Source organism: Oceanicella sp. (assembly GCF_056449545.1).
On sequence record NZ_JBWOMN010000141.1, the window covers coordinates 17,265 to 41,045 of the forward strand.

Consider the following 23,781-nt stretch of genomic DNA (forward strand, 5'->3'; position numbering starts at 1 on the left):
GCGGGGGGGGGGCTGGTCAGGTCAGGCCGCTGTCCGCGCGACGGCGGGGCGCGCTTCCATGGCGTTCAGGCAGTGCAGATCGGCGCGCGCCTGGGCGTCGTCGGTCTGGGCCAGCGCTGCGTCCAGCAGGCTGGCGATCGCCGCCGCCATGGGGGGCGCCAGCCGGTACAGGATCCATTGCGCGTGGCGTTCGGGGCGCACCAGCCCGGCGGCGCGCAGCAGCGCCAGATGTCGGGATATCTTGGGCTGCCCGGCCTGCAGCGCATGCGCCAGTTCGCAGACGCAAAGCGGCTGCTGGCGCCAGATCAGATGCAGGATGCGAAACCGCGTCTCGTCTCCCATCAATGCCAGCAGGTCATGCGGGGCCATGGCGGCCTCCTTCGTTGCGTTGCGGTTTTCATATATGCCTGTGCGTATATACGTCAATCCATATATGCGCGGTCAGATCGCCGCACGCCCTGCGGCGGCGCGGAACGCCTTGAGCCAGCCCAGCCCCGCCTCGACCCCGGCGCGGGGGCGGTATTCGGCGCCAAAGAACCCGTCATAGCCGAGCGCCGCGATGGCCGGCAGCAGCCGGTCATAGGCGATCTCGCCCTCGTCGGGTTCGGCGCGCGACGGCGCGGCGGCGAATTGCACATGGCCGATCAGCGGCAGCAGGCGTTCGCAGCGGCGCAGCAGGTCGCCGGAGACGATCTGGACGTGGTAGCAGTCGAACATCAGGCGGATTTTCGGCGTGTCGAGCGTGGCGATGATCGCCGCCGCCTGGTCCGCGGCGTTGAGAAAATATCCCGGCGCGTCGCGCGGGTTCAGCGGCTCGATCAGCAGGGTGACCCCTTCGGGCGCCGCCCGCGCCGCGTAGTCGAGGCTTTCGAGAAACGCCGCCTCCGCCGCCGGTCCCCGCGCGCGGCCGGCCATCACATGCACCGATCGCGCGCCGATGCGCGCCGCCCAGTCCAGCGCCTGATCGATGTCGCCGCGCGCATCCGCGGCGCGGCCGGGCAGGGCGGCGCGCCCGACCTCGCCCGCCGCCGCGTCGCCGCGCGCGGTGTTGAGCCCGAGCATGGGCAGCCCGGTCTGGGTCAGCGCCGCGCCAATGGCGGCGGCGTCCTCGGCATAGGGCCAGTGGATCTCCACCGCGTCGAATCCGGCGGCGGCGGCGGCGCGGATCGCCTCGGGCAGCGGCCGGTCATTCCACAGAAAGCCGAGATTGGCCGAGAATTTCAGTTTCATGGAAATACTCCGGTCAGTCGCATGCGGGGCCGGCGTCAGCCGGGGCCGGACACCTGTTCATCCAGCCGGTCGGTGGCCGGGGCCGGGCGCGCGGACAACGCCTCGATCCTTGCGTAAAGCTCCGGGGTCATGTCGATGTCGACCGAATCCAGCGACGGGCGCAGCTGCTGAACCGAGCGCGCGCCGATGATCGGCGCGGTGACGCCGGGATGCGCGCCGGCCCAGGCGACGGCGAGGCTCACCGGATGCACCCCCATGTCGCGCGCCATGTCGGCCAGCGCCGCCGCCGTGTCAAAGACGCGGGCTTCGCCGTAGCGCAGCTTGTAGCTGTCCCATTCGGTCAGCCGCCCGCCCTCGCCGCGGGCGTATTTGCCGCTGAGCAGGCCGCCGCCCAGCGGGCTGTAGGAGATCACGCCGATGTCCTCGGCCTGGGCCAGGGGCAGGATCTCGACCTCCGCCTGACGCTTGACCAGCGAATACATCGGCTGGATCACGTCGAGCCGCGACCAGCCGCGCTTGTCGGCGATGCCGAGCGCGCGGGCGATCTGCCATGCGGCGTGATTCGAGGCCCCGAGATAGATCGCCTTGCCGGCGCGGGCCAGATCCTCCAGCGCGCGCAGCTGATCCTCCTGATGCGCGGGGTCGTCGGAATGGTGCAGGAACAGGATGTCGAGCCGGTCGGTGTCGAGCCGCCGCAGGCTGTCCTCGACCTGCCGGCGGATCGCCATCCGGCTGAGCCCGCCCATGAAATAGCATTTCGAGGTCAGCACGATCTGGTCGCGCTCATGGGCGATCAGCCGGCCGAGAATGGTTTCCGAAACGCCGTTGCCGTAGATGTTGGCGCAGTCGAAGAAGGAGATCCCGGCCTCGCGGCTGGCGGCGTAGAGCCTTGCGGATTCAGCTTCGTCGGCGTCGGTTCCGAACGACATGGTCCCAAGGCAGAGCTGCGACACCCCGACCCCGGTGCGGCCCAGATTGACGGTTTGCATGGCGGCGCTCCTGTTCAATGACGTCGGGCGCACACTGGGCGCGGCGCGGCGCGGCTGTCAATTCCCGAGCGCCGGGGGTCAGACGGCGTAGAGCGCCAGAATCGCCAGCAGCAGGTAGGTGACCGGAGCGGCCAGAAACAGTTTCATCGTCGGTCCTCATGCGCGCGGCGGGGTGCGGGAAGCTGGGCGCGGGAAGCTGGGCGGTCGCCGGCGTCTGGATGACAGATGGGCGCCTGGGGCGCGGATTGCGAGCGGGCGCGCCGGCTGCGCGCGCCGACGTGATGATGTCGTGACGTTCGGCGGTTGGGCGGCTGGCGCGCAAAAGGCCCGGCGTCGCCGCCGGGCCCTGCAAGACGCGTCGCTGAAAGCGCGCCGCCCGTCGCGGGCGGCGCAGGCTTACTTGGGCAATTCGCCCTCGAGCCCCTCCACGTAGAAATTCATCCCCACCAGATCGCCGTCCGGGGCGGTCTCGCCGGCCTTGAGCCAGACCGAGCCGTCCTGCTTGTTGATCGGCCCGGTGAAGGGGTGAAGCGTGCCCGCGGCGATGGCTTCGGCTGCAGCCTGCGCCCTGGCGCGCACGTCTTCGGGGATGCGTTTGGAGAAATCGCCGATCTTCACCATGCCCGGGCCGATGCCGTCCCATGTGTTGGCGCTTTCCCAGGCGCCGTCCATCACCGCCTGCACTCGGGCGATGTAGTAGGGCGCCCAGTTGTCGATGATCGAACTCAGCCGGGCGTTCGGGCCGAACTTGGTCATGTCCGAGGCCTGGCCGAAGGCGTAGATGCCCTTTTCCTCGGCGATGGTCATGGCGGCGGGGCTGTCGGTGTGCTGCATGATCACGTCGACGCCCTGTTCGATCAGCGCGTTGGCGGCGTCGGCCTCCTTGCCGGGATCGAACCAGGTGTTGACCCAGACCACCTTGAACTTGACCTCGGGGTTCACCGATTTCGCCGCGAGATAGGCGGCGTTGATGCCGCGCACCACCTCGGGGATCGGGAAGGAGGCGATGTAGCCGATGGAGTTCGACTTGGTCATGCTTCCGGCGATCAGGCCGATCACGTGGCGGCCCTCGTAAAAGCGCGCCGAATAGGTCGAGACGTTCCTGGCGCGCTTGTAGCCGGTGGCGTGTTCGAATTTCACCTTGGGAAACTGCTTGGCCACCTTCAGCGTCGGGTTCATGTAGCCGAACGAGGTGGTGAAGATCAGGTCATAGCCCGACTGGGCCATCTGGCGCAGGGCGCGTTCGGCGTCCGGGCCCTCGGGGACGCTTTCCAGATAGGTGGTCTCGACCTTGTCGCCAAAGGCCTCCTCGATGGCCTTGCGGCCCTGGTTGTGTTCGTAGGACCAGCCGAAATCGCCGACGGGGCCTACATAGATGAAGCCGATTCTGGTTTTCTCCGCGGCCTGCGCCGCTGCGGCGAGACCGAGCGCTGCGATTGCCGCGAGCAGCGTTTTTGCGTGGTTCATGTACTGGGACCTCCTATGTCCTCTCTGCCGCCGCCGCCGCCCGGCATTGTTTCGCCGGTTGCGGATGCGCGGATGGACGCGCCGTCTTACGGGCTGCGCCGACGCGCGCCGGGTCGAGGCGCGCGAAAGGCAACGATACAGAGCGCGTCGTCGGACGTCATGGGGAAAATGGCGCCTCGCGGATGAGCGGGTCGCGCGGCGGACGGCGCCTTGGAGCGGCGCGGAATGCGCATCGGATCTCGCTGTTGCGAGACCGACCGAGGCGGGGGCGCCGCGTCTGCTCCCGCGCCCGTGGCTCAGTCCGGGCCCGCGGCGCGTCGCCAGTTCGGCGCATGGGGCGGCCGTCGAGCCTGGGGGAGCCGCCGGCGCAGGACTCGCAGCCCGCCGCGGGCGGTGATCTCGCCACCGGCGCGGGAGCAGACGCGGCGCCCCCCTCAAGGGGGGGCGGGCGTCGGGTCAGGGGGGTGGAAACCTGTCCGGCGACGGCGCTTCGTCGTCGCAGAAGCTGTGGATCCCTTCGTCAAGCCCGTGGCGCATGGCGCCGCGAGGATCCGCGAGGGGGGTGCTTTCGGCGCGCCCCGCCGGCCCCGCGGGCGCGCGCAGTTCGGCCTCGGCGCGTTTCAGCGGCGCTTGGGCGTCGGCGTCGGCGGGATCGAGGATCGTGACCCCGGAGCGCGCGACCAGCCCCGGCCCGGCGGCGGTGATGGTGCCGGTCAGGCGTTCAAGGCAGATGCGCGCGTCCACATCCGCGGTTTCGGGCATCAGCAGCGCCAGGCGCCCGTCGCCCAGATCCGCCAGCAGGTCGCTGGCGCGCAGGTCGCGGCGGCAGCCGCGGGCCAGCGCCGCGAAGGCCGCGTCCGGCAAGGGCGCGTCGCCTTCGCGGGAAATCTCGATCAGCGCCAGCGAGGTGGGCCGCGAATAGCGGCTGAGCATCCCGCGGGCCCGGGCGAAGGCCTCGAGCGCGCCGCGCGCCGTGAGCAGCCCGGTCTTCGGGTCGATATGGGCGGCCTGCCGCTGCGTCAGCTCGGCGGCGAATTTCATCGCCGCGGCCGCCATGCGCAGCCGGTCCGACGGACCAAACCGCCCCGGCGCCGGATCGAAGACGCTGATGGCGCCGCGCGCATGTCCCGCGTTGCCCGGCAGCGGCGCGCCCATGGCGCTGCGCAGGCGGATCGGCAGATGCGCCAGCGTCGAGTCCGCCAGATTCGGGTCCACCAGCATGTCCGGCGCCGCCAGCGCCGCGCCCTCGGCGATCACCCGCGCGCAGAACACGTCATCGACGATGGCCTCGGAATCCAGGTCCTCCGCGGCGAAGATCAGCGGAAAATCATGCTCCGGCAGCGCCACCGCCGCCACCGGCGCGTTCAGCGCGGTGCGCGCGGCCTGCGCGCATGCTGCGATGTCCTGCGCGCCAAACCGGGCGAACGCGCCCTCCTGTCTCTCAGCCATGTCTTCGCCCCCCAAGCGCCCACGCAAATGTCAGAGGCTCAGGCTAGAGGCCAAATCCTAAGAAACCGGCAAGCCGGATCAGGTGGCGGCGAAGAACGGCCGCCCGAGGCAGCCGGGCGCGTTCAGCCGCGCCCGGGTCTTGTCGGCGGAGATGATCACCAGCACCACTATGGTGGCGATGTAGGGGGTCATGGACAGATACTGGCTTTCGATGGCCACCCCCAGCGCCTGCAGGTTGAGCTGCAGGATGGTCACCCCGCCGAAGATATAGGCGCCGAGCATCGCCCGCCACGGTTTCCAGGCCGCGAACACCACGATCGCCAGCGCGATCCAGCCGCGCCCCGAGGTCATGCCCTCGACCCAGAGCGGGGTCTGCACCAACGCCAGATAGGCCCCGCCGAGCCCGGCGCAGGCGCCTCCGAACATGATCGCCGCAAAGCGGATCGCCACCACCCGGTAGCCGATGGCGTGCGCCGCATCGTGGTTTTCGCCCACCGCGCGCAGCACCAGCCCGGCGCGGGTGCGGTTGAGCATCCACCAGACCCCGGCGACCAGCGCCAGCGACAGGTAGATCAGCAGATCATGGGAAAACAGCAGCTTTCCGACCACCGGCAGGTCCGACAGCACCGGGACCGCGAGGCGCGGGAAATCCGGCGCGGGCATCCCCGAATAGGGCTGGCCGACCATGGAGGCGACGCCGAGCCCGAACATGGTCAGGGCCAGTCCCGTCGCCACCTGATTGGACATCAGGATCTGCGTGAAGAAGGCGAACAGCGCCGCCAGCGCCGCCCCCGCCAGCATCGCCGCGAGAATCCCCAGCAGCGGCGAACCGGTCTCGATGGTGGTGGCGAAGCCGGCGATGGCGCCGACGATCATCATGCCCTCGACGCCAAGATTGAGCACCCCGGATTTTTCCGCCACCAGTTCGCCGATGGCGGCGAAGACCAGCGGCGTGGCGGCGACGATCAGGGCGATGGCGATGGAGATCGGGTTGAGAACGCTGAAATCCATCACGCGGCCTCCTCTTTGACCGGCGCGGGCTTGACCGGCGCGGGCGGCGCCGATTGCGGCGCTCCGGCGCGGCGCAGCCGGTAGCTCACGAAAATGTCCATGCCCAGCAGGAAAAACAGCAGCATCCCCTGGAACACCGAGATCGCCGCCGCCGGCAGCTGCATTTCCAGCTGCGCGGTCTCGCCGCCGATATAGGTCAGCGCCATCAGCGCCCCGGCCAGCAGGATGCCCACCGGGTGCAGGCGGCCCAGAAACGCCACGATGATCGCGGTGAACCCGTAGCCCGCCGGCAAGCCGGGCACCAGCTGCCCCACCGGACCGGCGGCCTCGAACATCCCCGCCAGCCCGGCCAGCGCGCCCGACAGCCCGAGGCAGGCGGCGATGGCGCCGTTTTGCGAGAACCCGGCGAAGCGCGCGGCGCGCGGGGCCTGCCCGGCGACCTTCAGCGAAAACCCGAACACGTGGCGCTCCAGCAGCACATAGCCGGCGATCACCGCGCCCAGCGCCACCAACGCGCCGATATGCGCCCGCGTGCCCTCGATCAGGATCGGCACGGTGGCGCTGTCGTGGAACAGCCGCGATTCGGGGAAATTGAACCCGTCGGGGTCGCGCAGCACGCCGCCCACCAGCACCGAGAGCAGCAGTTCCGCCACATAGACCAGCATCAGGCTGACGAGGATTTCATTGGCGTTGAAGCGGATGCGCAGCACCGCCGGGATCATCGCCCACAGGAACCCGCCCAGCATCCCGGCGACAGCCATCATCGGCAGCACCCACAGCCCCGGCGTGTCATAGACCGCCAGCCCCGCCGCGCCGCCGGCCAGCGCGCCGATGATGAACTGCCCCTCGGCGCCGATGTTCCACACCCCGGCGCGGAATCCGAAGCTCAGCCCCAGGGCGATCAGCACCAGCGGCGCGCCCTTGACCAGCAATTCGGCGCGGGTGAAGTCCTGGGTCAGCGGGTCGATGAAGATCACGTAGACGGCGCGGAACGGATCCTTGCCCAGAACGGCGAACAGGATCATCCCGAAGACCAGCGTCAGCCCCACGGCGATCAGCGGCGCCGCCCAGGCCATGGCGGCGGATTTTTCCTTGCGCGGTTCAAGCCGGAACATGCGTGGCCTCCTCGATGTCGCCGCCCATCATCAGGCCGATTTCCTCGATGCTCAGCTCGCCCGCCTTGCGCGGCGCGCTCAGCCGGCCGTTGGCCATCACCGCGAATCGCGTGGAAAGCTCCAGCAGTTCGTCCAGATCCTGGCTCACCACCAGCACCGCCGCGCCGTTCGCCGCCATGTCGCGCAGCGCCTGGCGGATCGCGCCGGCGGCGCCGGCGTCCACGCCCCAGGTGGGCTGCGCCACCACCAGCACCTCCGGGTGCTGCATGATCTCGCGCCCGACGACGAATTTCTGCAGATTGCCGCCGGACAGGGATTTCGCCGCGTGCTCCACCCCGGCGGTGCGCACATCGAAACTCTCGACCACGGATCGAGCGAATTTTTCGGCGATGCCGAGCTTCAGAAACCCCTTCCAGTCAAGCCGGGACCGGGTGCGCGCCGACAGGATGGCGTTTTCGGTGAGGCTCATGTCCGGCACGGCGGCGTGGCCGAGGCGCTCCTCGGGCGCGGTGCAAAGCCCGCGCCTGCGCCGCGCCGGCGGGCCGAGCTTGCCGATGGGGGCGCCGTCAAGGCGGATCGCCACCGACTGGCAGCGGGTCTCGCCCGACAGCGCGGCGACGAATTCGTCCTGGCCGTTGCCCGCCACCCCGGCGATCCCGAGGATCTCCCCGGCGCGCAGGTCGAACGAGACGTCGCGCAGATCCACCCCGAACTGCGCCTCGGATTCAAGCGACAGGCCCCGCACCGTGAGCCGCAAATCCCCGGGTTCGACATCAAGCCCCACGGGCGCCGCGAGACTCTCGCCGATCATCATCTCGGCAAGCGATTTCGCGGTCTCCTCGCGCGGATCGCAAGCCCCGACCACATGGCCGTGGCGCAGGATGGTGGCCGCCGAGCACAGGGCGCGGATCTCCTCCAGCTTGTGAGAGATGTAAAGGATCGACACCCCCTCGTCGCGCAGCTGGCGCAGGGTGCGAAACAGGATCTCCACCTCCTGCGGGGTCAGCACCGAAGTCGGCTCGTCCATGATCAGCAGCCGCGGCGACTGCAGCAGACAGCGCACGATCTCGACGCGCTGGCGCGCCCCCACAGACAATTCCCCCACCAGCCGGTCAGGGTCCAGCGGCAGCCCGTAGGCGGCCGACACCTTGCGTATGCGATCCCCGAGATCGGGGCCCGCCTGATCCGGCGGCAAGCCCAGGGCGACGTTCTCGCCGACGCTCAGCGCCTCGAACAGGGAAAAATGCTGGAACACCAGCCCCACGCCGGCGGCCCGCGCGGCGCCCGGATTGGGCGGCGCGTGCGGGGCGCCGTCAAAGCGCATCCTCCCCTCGTCCGGGCGCATGGCGCCGTAGATCATCTTCACCAGCGTCGATTTCCCGGCCCCGTTCTCGCCGAGCAGCGCGTGGATCTCGCCGCGACCGACCGAGAAGCCCACCGCGTCATTGGCCACCACGCCGGGAAACCGCTTGGTGACGCCGTCAAGCTCAAGCAATGGGCTCACGCCAGATCCTCCATGATTGCCGCCGCATCCGGCATTGCGCCTGCGCGCCCGACGCCCCGATGTCGCCGGTCGCGCCGCGCCCGCAACCCGGCCCGGATCGCCGCAGGCGCATCCGCGGGGCGCGCGACCCCGCCCGCAGGGCGGGCGAGCGCGCGCCGGACGGTCCCCGGGTCGCGCCCGGGCGCGCCGGCGGACCGGCGCGGGGCCTCAACTGCCACGATAGGTGGAATAGCCGAATGGCGAGATCAGCAGCGGCACGTGATAATGGGCGCCGCCGTCGGAAATCCCGAATCGGATCGGCACGTCGCCAAGAAACTTCGGACTGCCCAGCGTCAGCCCCAGCGCGTCGAAATAGGCGCCGGCGTGGAACACCAGCTCGTATTCGCCGGGGCCGAAGGCGGCGCCCTCCAGCAGCGGCGCGTCGCAGCGCCCGTCGGCGTTGGTCTCCCGCGCCGTCAGCCTGTCGCGACTGTCCACGGACAGGCGGAACAGCTCCAGCGCCATGCCCGCCGCAGGGCGCCCCGTCGCGGTGTCAAGAACATGCGTGGTCAGTACGCCCATTGAAGTCTCCCCGGGGCCGGCGGTCATGCAGTCGCCGCTTTCGACCATCAAAAGCCTCCATGGGCGCGGGCGCAAGCCATGATGTGAATGATTCCACGCTGCGGGCGCCGCGCCGCCACGCGTGCGTCAAGTAAAGGAAGATTTCCGCGCGGCGCATGGCTATGATCGCCGCGCGGGCGCGAAATCGGGCGCGCAATGATTGGGGGGGGGCCACATGCTGCGGATCAGATCGGAACAGGTCGAGCATCTCGACCCCCGCGCCAAGCGCAGCCTGCGCGACCGGCTCATCGGCCATGTGCGCGAACAGATGGGCGCCGACGCGCTGCCCCGCGACCCGCTCGCGGCCCAGACCGACATGGACGCGATCCTGAGCGACGCGCTGGGCATCGGGCTCAGCTGGGAAACCCATATCGCCGCCTATGCGCAGCTGCGTCTCGCGGGCGGCGCGCAGGCGCTCGACCGACTCGGCTACAAGCACAACCCGCAGGCCCCCAAGGCCGAGATCGCCGAGGCTTTCGAAAGTTTTCTCGAAACCCTGCCGCGCCCGATCTGGGCCGAGCTGGGCTGATCCGGGCGGGCGCCCGGGTTTCACGCGGGGGCGGGGGGCGTCAGTCCCCGGCGCCCGGATCCCGCGGCGCCCGCGCGTCGCGCCGTTCGGCGCGGATGAACCACAGATTGCGCGAATAGATGAAGAACCCCAGCGCCTGCCCCATGATGAACACCGGGTCCCTGCGATAGATCGCATAGGCCAGCAGCACCGCCGCGCCGCCGATGGAAAACCACCAGAACGACACCGGCATCACCGATCGCCTGGCCTTTTCCGAGGCCAGCCATTGCAGCAGGAAGCGCATCATGAACAGCAGCTGCCCGCCGAGGCCGACAAAGATCCAGATCAGCTCGACCCGGGTCTCGGCGCCAAGCCAGCCCGCCAGCGTGTCCATCAGCGGTCCTCGTGGATGATTCGCGCCACCTTGCGCCGGCGCAGCAGCCACCAGACCCCGAACAGATCCAGGCCCCCGACCAGGGCGCGGCCGAAATTGGTGTATTTGGAATCCCCCGCCTCGCGCGCCCGGTGGCTGACATCGACCAGCGCGATGGCGTGGCCCTCGCGCTTGACCAGCGCCGGCAGGTAGCGATGCAGGTGGTCAAAGAACGGCAGCGCCAGGAACACCTCGCGCGGAAACGCCTTCAGCCCGCAGCCGGTGTCGCGGGTGTCGTCGTTGAGCAGGGCGCGCCGCAGCCGGTTGGCCAGCCGCGAGGCGATTTTCTTCGACGCCGTGTCCTGACGGTCCACCCGCTGCCCGGCCACCAGCCCGATGCGCGGCGCGGCCCCCGCCTGTTCGGCCAGCAGCGGCGCCACCAGCCCGGGGATCTCGGCGGGCGGGTTCTGCCCGTCGCCGTCCAGCGTGCAGCAGATCGGGGCCCGGGCCGCGCGCACCCCCGACAGCACCGCCGCCGACTGCCCGCAGCTTTCGGCATGGCGGATCTCGCGCAGCCAGGGGTGGCGCAGCCGGGTCTCGGCGATGGCGGCGGCGGTGCCGTCGTCGGAGCCGTCATTGACGAAGATCGCCTCGAACGGCGCAAGACCGGCGCAGGCGGCGGCGATCTCGTCGGCCAGCGGCCCCACATTGCCGGCCTCGTTCTTCATGGGGGCGATCACGGTGATGCGCGGCCCTGCGCCGGCGGGCGGGCTGGCGGGCGGATCGCTAGGGGCATGGGGCGCAGTGTCGGTCATGTCGGGGTCCGTCTGGGATCGGCGCCGGATGCGCGAGGCTGGCGGCGGGTATAGCGTGGCGGGCGGCGGGCTCCAACCCCCCCCCGGCGTCGCAGTCCCAGCCCGAGCCCCCGCCCCGGCCGCAGCCCCGCGCCTCAGCGCGCCGCCGCGCAGCTCGCCCAGGTCGGATCATCCGCGCGCGCCAGCAGGCGCAGCGTGGTGAACTTGCCGCGGTTGAGGTTGAACGCCTCGACCCGCGCCAGCTCACGCAATTCGGGCGGGCCGGCGCCCAGCGCCGCGTCGAGCCGGTCGCGGCGCCGATCCTCGATCCAGACCAGCGCGCCGGGGGCGCTGCGCAGCAGCGCGGCGGCGTCGCCATGGCTGAGGAACCGCGTCCCGGTCCCCTGCGAAAACACCAGGCTGGGCTCGCGAAACGACACCGAAGCCGCTTGCCGCCCGGCGCAGGCGGCGAAGGGCGCGGCGGCCTCGGCCATGCGCGGGCTCGGGAACGCGGTTTTCAGGGCGGGCAGGGCGAATTGCAGCGTGGCGGCGATCAGCAGCGCCGCGCCCATGCCCGCCAGCGCGCCGAACGCCGCGATCCGCCCGCGCCACAGCGCCAGCGTCGCCACCCCGACCGCCGCCAGCCCGGGCAGCGCCAGCAGCGTCGCGCCGGGCGAGGGCGCGCCCTCCAGAACCGCAGGCAGTCCGATCGCCGCCAGCCCCAGCGCCAGCCCGACCGCCGCGAACAGCGCCGCGGCGATGCGAACAGCCCGGCGCCCCGCGACCGCCGCGCCGCCGTCGAGCCAGACCGCCAGCATCCCGGCCAGCGCCGGCAGCGCCGGCAGCACGTAATGGGGCAGCTTGGTGGGGGTGAGTTCGAAGACCAGCCATACCGGCGCCGCCCAACCCGCCAGGAACAGCATCTCGGGCCGCGCCCGCGCGCGCCACAGGACCGGCGCGGCGGGGATCAGCAGCCCGGCCCAGGGCCAGAAGATCGCCCAGAGGATCGCCAGATAGGTCCCCGGCGGCGCGCCATGGGCCTCCTTGCCCGCGGCCACCTTGCCGAGCAGATCCTTGACCAGCGCCTCCTCGAAGAACGCGCCGCCGGTCTTCAGATGAATCGCCAGATACCACGGCAGGGTCAGCGCCAGGAACAGCAGCGGCCCGGCCCGCCAGGTCATGGCCTTCAACGGCGCAAGGCTGCGCCCGGCGACGCAGAGCCAGGCCACGCAGCCGCCAGGCGCCAGCAGCACGATCGGCCCCTTGAGCATCGCCCCCGCCGCCAGCGCCGCCCACATCGCCAGATGCCAGCGCCCCGGCAGGCCGAGCCACAGCCGCAGATAGGCGCCCATGGCGATCGTCGCGGCCCCCAGCAGCGCCGCGTCGGTCTTGGCGATGTTGGCCTCGGCGGCGACCAGCGCCGAGGTTGCGATCATCGCCGCCGCCATCAACGCCGCGCGCCGCCCCAGCAGCGGCGCGAGGCCCCAGAAGGCGCCCAGCACGGCGAGGCTCGCGCCAAGGACCGAGGGCAGGCGATAGGCCCAGATGCCGACGCGCTCGGGGGCGAGCCCGGTCAGCGCCGAGACCCCCGCGACCGCGCCCGCCTGCAGCCAGTAGATCCCGGCGGGCTTTTTCCAGCGCGGCTGGTCCTGAAACCGGATGTCGATGAAATCGCCGCCTTGCAGCATCTGGCGCGAGGCCTGGGCGAAGCGCGCCTCGTCGCGGTCGGTGACAGGCAGCGCCGCGAGCCCCGGCAGGAACAGCGCCAGGCACAGCAGGATCAGCGCCGCCCAGGGCCGCCACGGGGCGGCGTCCAGCCAGCGCCACAGCGCGCCGGGCCACCGATCGGCGCGCGCGATCGATTTTTTTAATCGGGCCGGGCGCGGGTTCGGGCCGGGGGCCGGGGGAGGACTGGAGCCCGGGTCGGGTTTGGCGGCCGAGTCGGCGTTGGCCCCCGGGCGCCGGCCTGGAGGCCGGGCGGCCCCGGGCATTGGCTGGCGCGCGGGGCCGGGCGCCATCAGCAGCCCGCCCGACCGGGGATCAGTTCGCCGCGGGCGGCGTCGCGGGGTCGTCGACCGGGGCCGGATCCGCGCCCGGCAGCGGCGCGATCAGCCCCTTTAGGTCGTCGTCGATGGCCTCGGCGGCGGGCAGTTCCACCGCGCCGCCGTCGATCGCCGCGCCCTCGACCACCGAACGGCTGCCGGCCTTCTGCGCCGCCAGCACCGTCAGCAGCAGGCTGGTGGTGATGAAGGCCGCGGCCAGAAACCAGGTGACCTTGGACAGCGCCGTCGCCGCGCCGCGCCCGGACACCAGCCCGCCGCCCCCGCCGCCGCCGATGCCCAGCGCGCCGCCTTCGGAGCGCTGCAGCAGCACCACGCCGATCAGAAACACCGCGATGATCAGGTGGACGATCAACAGAACATTTTCCATGGAGACAGCTTTCGAATGGCCGGGCGGGCGTCAGGCGTGGTGGGTTTCAGGCGTCGCGGCGGGCGTCGGGGCGGGGCGGGCGGCGATCCCGCTGGGCGGGCGCGCCGGGTGTGGTCAGCGAAGGACAACGGCCCGCGTCGCGCGAGCAAGCGCGAAACGGACGATCAGGGCGGGGTTCTACCCGCTCCGGCGCGGCTTGTCGAGACGCCGCCGACGCGCCGCCGACGCGCGACCGACGCGCGGCCCCCTGGTCGCCGCGCTCGTCCTCCCGCCCGCGCCGCATCTGCCGCCCCGGCCCGCCATCCGCGCCCCGCGTCGCGCCGGCGAAGCGCCGCTCGACGCGCGTCACGTCTGCGAGACCAGCCCCCCCGCGCCGCGCCGGGGGCTTGATCTTCGCGCCGCGCCGGCCTTTGCTGTGGCCGCGACCGTTCCTCTGGCCATCCGAGGGTCAATCCGCCCCAGCGAGGCTCGCCCCATGTCCGTCACCACCCGCGCATTCGCCCGCCATGAAGGCCAGGACATCGTCGAGGCCACGCTGGAAAGCGACAAGGCGCGGATTTCGGTCCTGTCCTGGGGCTGCGTGCTGCGCGACTGGCGCGCCCGCGCCCCCGGCGGCGGGGCCGACGAGATCCCGGTGACGCTGGGGTTCGACCGTTTCGAGGACTATATCAACCATTCACGATCCTTCGGCATCATCGCCGGGCGCGTCGCCAACCGCATCGCCAACGCGAGGTTCATGCTGGAGGGGCGCGAGATCCGGCTCGCCGCCAACAGCGGCGCCCATCACATCCATGGCGGCGAATCCGGGCTCGGCCGGCGCAACTGGCGCCTGGACACCGACAGCGCCGCCACCGCCATCCGCCTCACCCGCCACAGCCCCGACGGCGAGGACCGCTATCCCGGCGCGGTGGATTTTTCGGTGACCATGCGGCTCGACGGCGCCGAACTGGCCTTTGAAATGGAGGGCCGGCCCGACCGGCTCACCCCCATCAACCTCGCCCAGCACAGTTACTGGAACCTCGACGGCGACGGCGACGTGCGCGACCATCGTCTGCTGATCCGCGCCGATTGCTGGACCCCCGCCGACGCGGCGCTGATCCCCAGCGGCGAGATCGCCTCGGTGGCCGGCACGCCGGTGGATTTCCGCGTCGCGCGGCGCATGACCAGCGCCGGCGGGGCGCTGACGCCGCTCGACGTCAATCTGGTGCTTGAGGCCGGGCATGATCCGGCCGTCCCCGCCGCCACGGTCTGGGCCGGGCGCAGCGGGCTGCGGCTCGACCTGTGGACCGATCAACCGGGGGTGCAGATCTACAACGCCTCCAATCTGGAGGCGCCGGTGCCGGGGCTGGGGGGGCGGCGCTATGAACCCTTCGCCGGGCTGTGCCTGGAGGCGCAGCATTTTCCCGACAGCGTCAATCACCCGGAATTTCCGTCGATCCTGTGCGATCCCGATCGCCCCTATCGGCAGGTGACGGCGGTGCGCATCGCCTGACCCGCCGGCTCAGCCCCGGTTGTCGCCGCCATCGCCGCCGCCGTCCTTGCCGGCTCCGCGGGCCAGCGGGTGGCGGGTCAGCACCAGGTCGCGCAGACGGGCGTCGAGCACATGGGTGTAGATCTCGGTCGAGGAAAGATCCGCATGCCCCAGCAACTGCTGGATCGCGCGCAGATCCGCGCCGTTGGCCAGCAGATGCGTGGCGAAGGCGTGGCGCAGGACATGCGGCGAGACCTGCCCCGGCGGGATCCCCGCCGCGCTCGCCAGCGCCTTGACGCGCTGGAAGAACCACGCCCGCGTCAGATGCCCCAGCTTGCCGCGCGAGGGGAACAGATAGGGCGAATTGGCCAGCGTCTCGTCGCCGTCGCGGTGGATGATCCACTGCGCCAGGGCGATGCGCGACGGGGGCGAAAGCGGCGTCATGCGGTCGCGCCCGCCCTTGCCGGTGACGAGAATCATGCGCGGATCGCCCCGCGCCGCAGCCACCGGCAGCGACAGCAGTTCGGAGACCCTGAGCCCGGTGGCGTAAAGCAATTCCATCATGCAGGTCATGCGCAGCGCCGCGACGCGCGCCGCCGGGGTTTGCGCCCCGTCGGCGTTCGGCGCCGGGCGGCGGGCGGCGGCGAGCAGCGCCTCCACCTGCGATTCGCTGAGCGTGCGGGGCAGGGCGCGCGCCGCGCCGGGGCCGCGGATGCGGGCGGCGGGGTCGTCGTCGCGCCAGCCCTCGGCGAAGGCGAACCGGAAAAACTGGCGCGCGGCGGAGAGGCGGCGGGCGCGGGTGGCCGCGCTCAGGCCCTCGGCCTCCAGCGCCGCCAGCCAGGCCTCCACATCGGCGCGCCCGGCGTTGAGGATGCCGCCGGCGAAGGCGTCGAGCCCGTCGAGATCGCGCGCATAGGCGGCCAGCGTGTTGTCGGCGGCGCCGCGCTCGGCCTGCATGGCCTCCAGAAACAGGCGGATGCGCGCGGCGCTCACGGGCGTTCCGTGAGGAAAACCTCGACCGCGATCGCGGCGGCCTCGTCGGGAAAGCCGGCGCCGCGCAGGGCGGTCAGCGCGCCATGCAGCGCCCGCGCCGGGGGGCGCTCGGCGGCAAGTTCGCGCAGCGCGCCGAGGGCGGCGACCGAGGGCGCGCCCGAACCGGCGGCGCCCGAATCCGCCATGTCCGGCGCAGCCGGCGCGGTCGCGGTCCCTTCGCCCGATTCGGGGCCCGATTCTGGGCCCGAATCGGGGCTTGAACCAGAACCCGCCGCCACCAGCGCGTCGAGCTCGGGGTCCGGCGCGGCGCGCCCCAGCGCCGCCAGCGCCGCCAGCAGTCGCGCCGCGTCCTCATGCCCGGTGGCCGCCTCGCGGCGCAGCGCCGGCCAGTCGGCGATGGCGGGGGTTGCGCGCAGCGCCAGCAGCGCGCGCAGGCGCGACGGCGATCCGCCATGGATGCGCTGCGCCGCGGCCGGCGAATCGGCCAGCAGCAGGATTTCGGCAAGCCGGTCGGTCTGAAGTCCGGGCAGCGCGGCGTAATCCGCCGCCGGGATCGCCGCGATCAGCGGGGCCAGCGCGCGCGCCATCGCCGGGCGCAGCCCCGCCAGCGCGGCGCGGGACTCGGCCTCGAGGATGGCGGCGGCGCGGGTCCTGGCGGGCTGCGCGGGGTCGGCGGCGGCGGCCTCGGCGTCGCGCAGGGCCTCGACCCGGCCCCAGACGCCGCCGGATTCGGCCGGGGCGTAGCGGCGGTAAAGCGCGATCAGCGCCGATGCGGGCAGCGCCCCGGCGCGGGTCAGCCGTTCGGCGGCGTCGAGGCGCTGGCGCGGCGCCGCCGCCTCGGTCATGTCGGCCCAGCGCCAGGCCAGCGGCGCGGCCCTGGAAAAATCCGCCGGGCGCGGCGCGCCGATCCCGTCGACCAGCGCCAGATCCAGCGGGGTCATCCCGGCCACCCGCGCCGGGCCTTCGGCGACCCGCGCCAGATCCGGGTCGATCTGGGCGCGCAGCAGCCGCAGCCGGGGTTTCGGGACGGCGTCCAAGGCCTCGGCCAGGTCCAGCGACAGCCTTGCGCCGGCGAAATCGCCGAGCCGGATGCGGCAATGGATGCGCTGGCCCGCGGTGATCGCAGGGATCCCGCCCATCCCGGCGCCCGGTCTTGAGCCCGATTCCATGTCTGATTCCGCGGCGATGATCGCCGTGCAGGGCGCGAGATCGGCGCCGGTCAGCAGGCCGATGCGCAGCCGGCGCGGCAGGTCGAAGGCGGGCGGCGCGGCGGCGGCGTCCAGCAGCGCCAGCGCGTCGGGCAGGGCGCCGCGCGCCTCCAGCAGGTCGAGGCGGGCGCGCAGGAACGGCGCGCCGCCGCCGACCCCGCCGCCGACCCCGCCGCCCGAGGGCGATTTCGCGGCGCTGAGCAGCATGCGCCGCACCAGCGCCTGCGCGGTCGGCGCGCGCCCGCGACTGGCGTCCAGATCCGCCCGGCGCAGCAGCGCCGCGGCGCGCAGCGCCGACACCCCGCGCCAGAAATTCGCGGCCACGCCGCCGCTTGCCGGGGTCAGCGTCCCCGCCGCGTCCGGGCCGGGCGGGGCGAAGCGTTCCACCTCGATGCCGCCGCCGGCGGCGGCGTCCGGCGCGGCGCCGAGCGCCTCGGCGCCGGGCGGCGGGGCCTTGAGCCAGTCGATGGCGCTGCGCGGAGAATTGGCCGCCGCCTGCGCGCCGGTCGCGACGGCGACAAGCGCAGCGGCCAGAGCGAACCGCAGCCCCACGCCGCCCGGCGGCCGGATTGCGCCGCGCCACGGGCGGGGGCGCGTCAGGGCCTCGGCCGCAGGGCCCGGGGCGACGGGCGGTCGGGGCATTTCAGCCGTCGCCGGCGCCCGACGGGGCGGCGGCGCCGGGCGCCGGGGCGTCGATGACGATATCGCGCGTGGGCGGCGTCAATTGGGCGAACATGGCCCAGCCGGCGAAGCCCAGCAGGCCCAGCACGATCAGGTACAGCGAATATCTGGTGAGGCGGCCCATGCCTGCGCAGCTCCTCTTGGCGGTGCGGTCGTCGCGCGTCGGTCGTCGCGCGTCGGTCGTCGCGTGTCAGTCGTTATCGGTCGTGCGATGCGGTCTTGGCGCCCCGTCATGGCCGGTGTAACGAGGGAAGCCTGCCTCGCAATTCCGGCGGCCGGGCGCTCATTCCGGTCAGCGCGCAGAGCCTAACGGCGCCGCGTCGCCCCTGCAATGCGGGATCGGAGGGGGGTTCGCCGTCGGGCGCAAGGCCCGTTGCAATCGACGCCGGAGCCCGCACATGCATGACCCAGACGCCCAGCTCGGCGCGGCCCCTGCGACGCGGGCGCGCCGCCCGTGACCGACGCGTCGCCCGGATCCGGTTCCGATCCCGTCGCGCCGCCGCCCCGCCTGATCCGCCCGGTGGTGCTGGTGGGGCTGATGGGGGCCGGAAAGACCACCGTGGGCCGGCGGCTGGCGAGCGCGCTCGGCGCCGGGTTCGTCGACAGCGACGAACAGATCGAGGCGGCCGCGCGCATGAGCGTCGCCGAGATCTTCTCCACAATGGGCGAACCGGAATTCCGCCGCGGCGAACGCCGGGTCATCGCCCGCCTGCTCGACGAACCGCCGCAGGTGATCGCCACCGGCGGCGGCGTGTTCATGAACCCCGAGACCCGGGCCCTGATCCGCGACAACGGCGCCGCGTCGGTGTGGATCCGCGCTGAACTGGACACCCTGCTGGAACGCGTCGGGCGCAAGACCACGCGGCCGCTGCTGATGACCGGCGACCCGCGCCAGATCCTCGCCGACCTGATCGCCGCGCGCCATCCGATCTATGGCGAGGCGATGATCACCGTCGACAGCCACGCGGGCGAGAAACATGAAAAGGTGGTCGAGCGCATCGTCGCCGCCCTGCAGGCGCGCGATCTTCTCGCCGTGTAGAAATCAGGTAAACGCAAGGAAAACAACACTATGCGGGAACGGGTTCATGTGGCGCTCGGGGCGCGCAGCTATGATGTGGAGATCGGCCCCGGTCTGATCGCCGAGGCCGGCGCGCTGATCCGCCCGCTGCTGGCGCGCCCGGTGAGCGCCATCGTCACCGATGAAAACGTCGCCCGCGCGCATCTGCCGGCGCTGCAGGCGAGCCTCGCCGCCGCCGGGATCGCCGCCGAGGCGTTGGCGCTGCCCGCGGGCGAAGCGACGAAATCCATGGCCGCGCTGACGCGGACCGTGGAATGGCTGCTCGATCGGAAAATCGAGCGCGACGATCTGGTGATCGCGCTGGGCGGCGGGGTGATCGGCGATCTGGCGGGCTTCGCGGCGGCGGTGCTGCGCCGGGGGGTGGGATTCGTGCAGATCCCCACATCCCTGCTGGCGCAGGTGGACAGTTCGGTGGGGGGCAAGACCGGGGTCAACGCGCCGCAGGGCAAGAACCTGATCGGGGCGTTTCACCAGCCGCGGCTGGTGCTGGCCGACACCGACGCGCTGGCGACGCTGGCGGCGCGCGATTTCCTCGCCGGCTATGGCGAGGTTGTGAAATACGGGCTGCTGGGGGACGCGGATTTCTTCGCCTGGCTGGAGAAGAACGCCCCGGCCATGCGCGACGGCGACGTGGCGGCGCGCATCCATGCGGTGCGCCGCTCGGTGGCGATGAAGGCGCAGATCGTCGCCCGCGACGAGACCGAGCAGGGCGAGCGGGCGCTGCTCAATCTCGGCCACACCTTCGGCCATGCGCTGGAGGCGGCCACCGGCTACGGCGACCGGCTGCTGCATGGCGAGGGCGTCGCGATCGGCTGCGCGCTGGCCTTCGAGGTCTCCATGCGGCTCGGTCTGTGCCCGCAGGAAAGCCCCAGCCGCCTGCGCGCGCATCTGGCGCAGATGGGCATGAAGGCGCGACTGGCCGAGATCCCCGGCGACCTGCCCGACGCCGACGGGCTGCTGACGCTGATGGGGCAGGACAAGAAGGTGAAGGCCGGGCGGCTGACTTTTATATTGGCGCGCGACATCGGCGCGGCCTTCGTCACCCGCGACGTGGATCTGGCGGTGGTGCGCGCGGTGCTGGCGGACGCCCTGGCGGAACCCCGCGCCGCCTGACATCCTGTTTTGCATGAGGGGGCGAATGGAGGCGAATGGGGGCGCGTCAGCCTGACCGCGGCGGCGAAAGCGGCGCCCGCTGGGCGTATCGCGGCGGTCTGGTTTCGCGCCGATCGCTATCGCCCCGGCGCGCCGCAGGCGCCGCGTAAAAAACCCGGCGCGCCGCAGGCGCCGCGTAAAAAAACAGCCGACAAATCGCGTCCCGCGCCGACCGGGCATCGACGCGCCCCCGTTCACCCCAAGACAACAGCGGCAAAAGCGTCAGCCGGAGCAGCTGGCGCCGCCCAGCACGCAGAATTTGGCGCAGTGGGGGTGGTTGAGGCTGACCGGGCGCTCGGCGTCGGCGAGGGTCTCGCCCATTTCGAACTGCGAATCATAGGGGATCAGGGTGCAGGAAAGCACCACCGGGCGATCCGCGCCGCGGCGCTTGACCACCATGCGCGAGGTGGCGCACATCACGTCCGCCGGCGACTTGCCGAGGATGTCCCAGCAGGCGGTGGTGATTTCGGGCACGTCGGCGGTCTCGTCCATCTCGGGGAACAGCACGCACATGGCCGGGTCGTCGGCGTCTATGGCGAAGTTTTCGCGCGCGAACAGGGCCTTGTAGCCGGCGCGGGCCTGCGCCTGGTCCTCGGCCCAGAGCATGCGCCCCGCCACCGCCATGCGGATGCCCGCGTCGCGCAGCCAGCGCATGCCCGCGAGGGTCCTGTCGAACGCGCCCGCGCCGCGTTCTTCGTCGTGATGGCGCGGGGCGAAATGGTCAAGCGACACCCGCAGCGTCAGCCGGTCGCCGTATCGGGCGCGGAGCCCGGCGAGCCCGGCGCGCATGGACGGGCGCATCATCGGGCGCATGGCGTTGGTGAGGATCAGGCAGTCATGGCCGGCTTCGAGCGCCGCCTCGGCCATGGCGATCATCTCGGGGTTCATGAAGGGTTCGCCGCCGGTGAAGCCGATCTCGGTCACCGGCCAGTCGCGATCGGCGATCTGGGCGAGGTAGTCCTCGACCTCGGCGCGGGTGATGTAGACGAGGCGGTCGTTGGTCGGGCTCGATTCGATATAGCAGCGCAGGCATTCGATGTTGCAGAGCGTTCCGGTGTTGAACCACAGCGTGGTCGCGCCCGTGAGCGCCACCGTCGCGCGGGGCTCGCCCCTGGCGGTGCGCGCCGGATCGGAGAATTTCGCGCGCGGCGCGTCGGCGTCGCCGTCGGCGATCCGGAAGTGCTTGTTCATCTGGTCTGCCCGTTTTCCGTGACGCCCGATCTGGCGCGCGCTCGTCTCTGATACCTTTTCGCGCCGAGAAGTGAAATCAACGATGCGCACGCGCGGTTCACGCAATCGTGCGTGGCGCGGGCCTGCGCCCCGGATCCGGCCTGCGCGCGGGGCGGCTTCGCCGCATCGGGCGGGGGGCGGGGGCGCCCGGCATTGGCGGGCGGATCATGGGGCTTGCTTTCCGTTCGGATATTCGCACAACTGAATGTGTTGCGCGCCGCGAGGCGCCGGGCCTCGAAACCCCTTGCTCCGAGGAAAACCAATGCTCATGCGTTCTTTCATCGCCGGTCTCTGCGCGATCTTCGCCCTTGGCGGGCCGGCGGCGGCGGATCAGTCGATTCCGGATCAGTATCCGGCGTCGCCGCTCTATTCCAAGCCGGTGGAATTCATCCCCAATGTCTGGTCGGCGATCGGCGCCACCGCGCCGCCGGGGCGCGCCAATGCCGGGCACAACAACAATCTCAGCTTCATCGTCACCGGCGACGGGGTGGTGGTGATCAACGGCGGCGCCTCCTGGCTGCTGGCCGAGGCGCTGCATGCGGAGATCCGCGCGATCACCGATCAGCCGGTGAAGCTGGTGATCGACGAGAACGGGCAGGGTCACGCCATGCTCGGCAACAGCTACTGGGCGGCGCAGGGGGTGAAGATCGTCGCGCAGGAGGAGGCGGCGGCGCATTTCGAGGCAACCGGCTATGACAGTCTCGCCAGCATGCAGGCCTATAACGGCGAGGACCTGGCGAGGAACACCGAGGTGACGCTGCCCACGGAGGTTTTCGAAGACCGGTACATTGTCGAGATGGGCGGGATGCGCATCGAGGTCCTGCGGCTGGGGCCGGCGCATTCGCCGGGGGACGTTTCGGTCTGGCTGCCGGCGCAGAAGCTGGTGATCGCCGGCGACATCGCCTTTCACGAACGCCTGCCGCCGATCTTCGAGGACACCGACACCGCCGCCTGGCTGGAAACCTGGGAGGATGAATTCGAGCCGCTGGGCGCGCTCTACGTCATTCCCGGTCACGGGCATCCGACCAACATGGATCAGGTGCGCCGCTACACCCGGGATTATCTGGTCTATCTGCGCCGGAAGATCCGCGAGCATATCGACAATGGCGGCGATCTGGCCGGGGCCTATTACGTGGATCAGTCGCCTTACGAGAAGCTCGACACTTTCAAGGAGCTGGCGACGCGCAACGCCGGGCGGGTGTTCGAGCAGATGGAATGGGAGTGACCGCCGCAGCGCGGATGCGCCGAGCGGCGGCGCGGCGCCTGAAAGCGGGCGCGCCTTGCGGCGCGCGGCTCCGGCGCGGACGCCCCGCCCGCCCACCCAGCGCCCGCGCCGGAGCCGGGTCGATCGCCGGGACGCTCGCCGGGGCGGCGCTGGTTGACGGCGCGGGTTGACGGCGCTGGTTGATGGCGCGGGCGCTTGGGGGCGGGCGCGGTCGCGGGGCGGGCGGGAGCGACCGGCGCGTCGGGATCCCGGGGTGTTGCGGGCGGCGGCGGCTCTGCTAGGGTCCGGCCATGACGCAGATCGACCCGGCCCTGTTCCGCCCCGACGCCATCCTGCCCGAAACCGCCGCGTTCAACGCCAGGCTCGAGGCGCTGCTGCGCGCGGCCCCGCCGACCCATGAGGTTCCCATAGAGGACACCCGTCGCGCGCGCGACGAGGGCCGCGGGCTGTTCCCGTCCGGCGGGCCGCTGGAGGGCTCGCACTGGGAAACCCTGCCGTCGGGGGGGCGGGTGCGGATTTCGCCCGCAAGCGGGGCCCCGCGCGGGGTGTATCTGCACATCCATGGCGGCGGCTGGTCGCTGGGCGGCCCCGAGCATTTCGACCGGCAGAACCAGCGGATCGCAGCGGAAACCGGCGCGACGGTGGTCTCGGCGCAATACCGGCTGGCGCCTGAAAATCCATGGCCCGCGGGGCCCGACGACTGCCTTGCCGCCGCGACCTGGCTGCTCGACGAAGGCGCTGCGCGCTTCGGGACCGGGCGGTTTCTCATCGGCGGCGAATCGGCGGGCGCGCATCTGAGCGCGGTGACGCTGCTGCGCCTGCGCGACGCCGGTCTTGGCGGGCGGTTCGCGGGCGCGGCGCTCAATTACGGCGCCTATGATCTGCGCGGGACCGCCTCGCTGGCGAACTGGGGCGCCCGGCAGATGATTCTCTCCACCCCCACCGTGGCCTGGTTCATCGACAATTTCACGCCGGACCCGGCGATGCGCGCGGACCCGATCGCCTCGCCAATGCTGGCCCGGCTGCACGACATGCCCCCGGCGTTGTTCCAGGTGGGCGCCGAGGACCCGCTGCTCGACGACAGCCTGCAGATGGCGGCGCGCTGGGCCGGCGCCGGGCACGAGACGACGCTGGAGATCTATCCCGGCGGCGTCCACGCCTTCAACAATTTCGATCTGAAGATCGCCCGGGACTACGCCCGGGCGGAGACCGATTTCATCGCCGCCCGTCTGGCCTGACCGCGTCTGAGCGCCGGACGGTTTGCCGGCGCCGG

At 71.8% G+C, this 23,781-nt stretch carries 23 protein-coding genes; 6 read left to right on the forward strand and 17 right to left on the reverse strand.

What is annotated here, in order from left to right; genetic code table 11:
- Nucleotides 1-21: 21 nt before the first annotated feature.
- From AC1HC7_RS17875 to uraH, 9 genes are all read right to left on the reverse strand, one after another.
- A complete protein-coding gene (locus AC1HC7_RS17875; protein ID WP_479497664.1) occupies nt 22-369 on the reverse strand; it encodes an ArsR/SmtB family transcription factor in 348 nt (115 codons plus the stop codon).
- Between the two features lie 72 nt (nt 370-441).
- Nucleotides 442-1,230, reverse strand: a complete 789-nt coding sequence (locus AC1HC7_RS17880) for a hydroxypyruvate isomerase family protein (RefSeq protein WP_479497663.1) — start codon at nt 1,228-1,230, stop codon at nt 442-444.
- A gap of 35 nt (nt 1,231-1,265) precedes the next feature.
- A complete protein-coding gene (locus tag AC1HC7_RS17885; protein WP_479497662.1) occupies nt 1,266-2,219 on the reverse strand; it encodes an aldo/keto reductase in 954 nt (317 codons plus the stop codon).
- 396 nt (nt 2,220-2,615) lie between these two features.
- Nucleotides 2,616-3,686 (reverse strand): BMP family ABC transporter substrate-binding protein, encoded by a 1,071-nt coding sequence (locus AC1HC7_RS17890; RefSeq protein WP_479497661.1) that lies wholly within the window; start codon nt 3,684-3,686, stop codon nt 2,616-2,618.
- A 456-nt stretch (nt 3,687-4,142) separates the two neighbouring features.
- A complete protein-coding gene (locus AC1HC7_RS17895; protein WP_479497660.1) occupies nt 4,143-5,135 on the reverse strand; it encodes a GGDEF domain-containing protein in 993 nt (330 codons plus the stop codon).
- A 78-nt stretch (nt 5,136-5,213) separates the two neighbouring features.
- Nucleotides 5,214-6,146 carry an ABC transporter permease gene (locus AC1HC7_RS17900; RefSeq protein ID WP_479499279.1) on the reverse strand — a complete coding sequence of 311 codons (933 nt, stop codon included), beginning with the start codon at nt 6,144-6,146 and terminating at the stop codon, nt 5,214-5,216.
- Complete coding sequence (locus tag AC1HC7_RS17905) at nt 6,146-7,261, reverse strand: ABC transporter permease (protein ID WP_479497658.1); 1,116 nt, start codon at nt 7,259-7,261, stop codon at nt 6,146-6,148. Before AC1HC7_RS17905 ends, AC1HC7_RS17900 begins: the two co-directional genes overlap by 1 nt.
- Nucleotides 7,248-8,765 carry an ABC transporter ATP-binding protein gene (locus tag AC1HC7_RS17910; protein ID WP_479497657.1) on the reverse strand — a complete coding sequence of 506 codons (1,518 nt, stop codon included), beginning with the start codon at nt 8,763-8,765 and terminating at the stop codon, nt 7,248-7,250. Before AC1HC7_RS17910 ends, AC1HC7_RS17905 begins: the two co-directional genes overlap by 14 nt.
- A 207-nt stretch (nt 8,766-8,972) precedes the next feature.
- Nucleotides 8,973-9,326 carry a hydroxyisourate hydrolase gene (gene uraH, locus AC1HC7_RS17915; RefSeq protein ID WP_479497656.1) on the reverse strand — a complete coding sequence of 118 codons (354 nt, stop codon included), beginning with the start codon at nt 9,324-9,326 and terminating at the stop codon, nt 8,973-8,975.
- Nucleotides 9,327-9,540: 214 nt separating this feature from the next.
- On the opposite strand from uraH, the gene AC1HC7_RS17920 reads away from it, so the two are divergent.
- Nucleotides 9,541-9,894, forward strand: a complete 354-nt coding sequence (locus AC1HC7_RS17920) for a hypothetical protein (protein WP_479497654.1) — start codon at nt 9,541-9,543, stop codon at nt 9,892-9,894.
- Nucleotides 9,895-9,934: 40 nt separating this feature from the next.
- Here the strand turns inward: AC1HC7_RS17920 and AC1HC7_RS17925 are convergent, their stop codons facing one another.
- The 4 genes from AC1HC7_RS17925 to secG all read right to left on the reverse strand — a co-directional run bounded on the left by AC1HC7_RS17925 (nt 9,935) and on the right by secG (nt 13,470).
- On the reverse strand, nt 9,935-10,267 hold the full coding sequence (locus tag AC1HC7_RS17925) for a lipid-A-disaccharide synthase N-terminal domain-containing protein (protein ID WP_479497653.1): 333 nt from the start codon (nt 10,265-10,267) through the stop codon (nt 9,935-9,937).
- Nucleotides 10,267-11,061, reverse strand: coding sequence for a glycosyltransferase family 2 protein (locus AC1HC7_RS17930; RefSeq protein ID WP_479497652.1), 795 nt, complete (start codon nt 11,059-11,061; stop codon nt 10,267-10,269). Before AC1HC7_RS17930 ends, AC1HC7_RS17925 begins: the two co-directional genes overlap by 1 nt.
- 134 nt (nt 11,062-11,195) lie before the next feature.
- Complete coding sequence (locus AC1HC7_RS17935) at nt 11,196-13,031, reverse strand: ArnT family glycosyltransferase (protein WP_479499280.1); 1,836 nt, start codon at nt 13,029-13,031, stop codon at nt 11,196-11,198.
- 49 nt (nt 13,032-13,080) lie between these two features.
- Nucleotides 13,081-13,470, reverse strand: coding sequence for a preprotein translocase subunit SecG (gene secG / locus AC1HC7_RS17940; RefSeq protein WP_479497650.1), 390 nt, complete (start codon nt 13,468-13,470; stop codon nt 13,081-13,083).
- A 475-nt stretch (nt 13,471-13,945) separates the two neighbouring features.
- Between secG and AC1HC7_RS17945 the strand changes: the two genes are divergently transcribed.
- A complete protein-coding gene (locus AC1HC7_RS17945; protein ID WP_479497649.1) occupies nt 13,946-14,962 on the forward strand; it encodes an aldose epimerase family protein in 1,017 nt (338 codons plus the stop codon).
- Between the two features lie 9 nt (nt 14,963-14,971).
- Here AC1HC7_RS17945 and AC1HC7_RS17950 read toward each other — a convergent pair whose 3' ends face one another.
- From AC1HC7_RS17950 to AC1HC7_RS17960, 3 genes are all read right to left on the reverse strand, one after another.
- Nucleotides 14,972-15,934, reverse strand: coding sequence for a tyrosine recombinase (locus tag AC1HC7_RS17950; RefSeq protein WP_479497648.1), 963 nt, complete (start codon nt 15,932-15,934; stop codon nt 14,972-14,974).
- On the reverse strand, nt 15,931-17,694 hold the full coding sequence (locus AC1HC7_RS17955) for a hypothetical protein (RefSeq protein WP_479499281.1): 1,764 nt from the start codon (nt 17,692-17,694) through the stop codon (nt 15,931-15,933). Before AC1HC7_RS17955 ends, AC1HC7_RS17950 begins: the two co-directional genes overlap by 4 nt.
- Before the next feature lie 91 nt (nt 17,695-17,785).
- Nucleotides 17,786-17,947 (reverse strand): hypothetical protein, encoded by a 162-nt coding sequence (locus AC1HC7_RS17960; protein ID WP_479497646.1) that lies wholly within the window; start codon nt 17,945-17,947, stop codon nt 17,786-17,788.
- A 330-nt stretch (nt 17,948-18,277) separates the two neighbouring features.
- On the opposite strand from AC1HC7_RS17960, the gene AC1HC7_RS17965 reads away from it, so the two are divergent.
- Nucleotides 18,278-18,862, forward strand: coding sequence for a shikimate kinase (locus tag AC1HC7_RS17965; protein ID WP_479497645.1), 585 nt, complete (start codon nt 18,278-18,280; stop codon nt 18,860-18,862).
- A 30-nt stretch (nt 18,863-18,892) separates the two neighbouring features.
- The gene (gene aroB / locus AC1HC7_RS17970; RefSeq protein WP_479497644.1) at nt 18,893-20,014 is read left to right on the forward strand and encodes a 3-dehydroquinate synthase; all 1,122 of its coding nucleotides are present in this window, start codon (nt 18,893-18,895) and stop codon (nt 20,012-20,014) included.
- Between the two features lie 261 nt (nt 20,015-20,275).
- On the opposite strand, the gene AC1HC7_RS17975 is transcribed toward aroB, so the two are convergent.
- Nucleotides 20,276-21,244, reverse strand: coding sequence for a radical SAM protein (locus AC1HC7_RS17975; RefSeq protein WP_479499282.1), 969 nt, complete (start codon nt 21,242-21,244; stop codon nt 20,276-20,278).
- A gap of 307 nt (nt 21,245-21,551) precedes the next feature.
- Here AC1HC7_RS17975 and AC1HC7_RS17980 point away from each other — a divergent pair, with 307 nt between their 5' ends.
- The gene (locus tag AC1HC7_RS17980; protein ID WP_479497772.1) at nt 21,552-22,508 is read left to right on the forward strand and encodes an MBL fold metallo-hydrolase; all 957 of its coding nucleotides are present in this window, start codon (nt 21,552-21,554) and stop codon (nt 22,506-22,508) included.
- 290 nt (nt 22,509-22,798) lie between these two features.
- Nucleotides 22,799-23,746: an alpha/beta hydrolase gene (locus AC1HC7_RS17985; RefSeq protein ID WP_479497642.1), complete on the forward strand. Its 948-nt coding sequence runs from the start codon at nt 22,799-22,801 to the stop codon at nt 23,744-23,746.
- Nucleotides 23,747-23,781: the final 35 nt, after the last annotated feature.